We start from the raw sequence: 934 nt of genomic DNA, 5'->3' as shown, positions 1-934 counted from the left end.
GATCGCCACGCGCAGACAGGCCGGGTAGAGGTACCCGAGCGAGTCGCCGAGGACCTGCCTGATGGCGGCCGCGATCTGCGCGGCCTGCTGAGCCTTGTCGTCACCCATGTCAGAACGGCATCGCTTCCACGATGGAGACCGGCCCGTTCGTCGGGATGATCCTGGAGAGCCTGAAGCCCGTCGTGGTCAGCAGCCTGTCGAACTCGGCCTCGGTGCGCTCCATGCCGTCGAAGATCGTCATCATGGCGATGTCGTACAGCTTGCCCGGGTCGGGGTCGTTGCCGCGCGGCACCACGCAGTCGACGATGAGGAGCTTGGCGTCGGCGCCCATGCCCTTGCGGCAGGCGCGCAGGATGCGCAGGCAGTCGTCGTCGGACCAGTCGTGCAGGACGCGCTTGAGCAGGTACAGGTCGCCGCCGGTCGGGGTGGTCTCGAAGAAGTCGCCCTCGGCCGTCTCCCACCGGCCCGCGAGCTCCGGTACGTCCAGGATGTGCTGCTCCAGCACCTGCGCCTGCTCGTACAGGACGCCGCGCAGACCGGGGTTCTTGGTGAGGATCGTGCGCAGGAACCCGCCGGGCCCGCCGCCCACGTCGACGACGGTGCCCTGCTCGGGGAACGCGTAGCTGTCGGCCACGCGGCCCTGCTCGATCGTGGACAGGTCGGCGATGCCGGTGTGGAAGACGCGGGCGCTCTCCTCATGGGTGTTGAGGTAGTCGAAGAGCGGGGCACCGAAGATCTTGTTGAAGGCCGTGGCGCCCTCGCGGACCGTGTCCTCCAGCCGTTCCGCCGACTTCCAGTACATCTCGTCGGTCAGCAGCAGCGCGGTCGTACGGACGGAGTAGGGGACGTCGGAGCGCAGCACCTGGGCGGCGGGGGTGATGTGGAAGGCGCCGTCGTCGTCCTCGCGGAAGACACCGCGGGTGGCGAGGAAGCG

1 protein-coding gene is annotated in these 934 nt (G+C 68.8%); it reads right to left on the bottom strand.

Features of this window, described 5'->3' with window-relative positions:
- Window positions 1-109: 109 nt before the first annotated feature.
- On the bottom strand, window positions 110-934 hold an 825-nt coding region (locus IE251_RS40470), incomplete at its 5' end, for a methyltransferase (protein ID WP_189757930.1).

The organism is Streptomyces eurythermus (assembly GCF_014649115.1).
Taxonomy (GTDB): domain Bacteria; phylum Actinomycetota; class Actinomycetes; order Streptomycetales; family Streptomycetaceae; genus Streptomyces; species Streptomyces eurythermus.
Note: the sequence above shows the minus strand (reverse complement) of the source record. Positions and strands in the feature narration are given on the sequence as shown.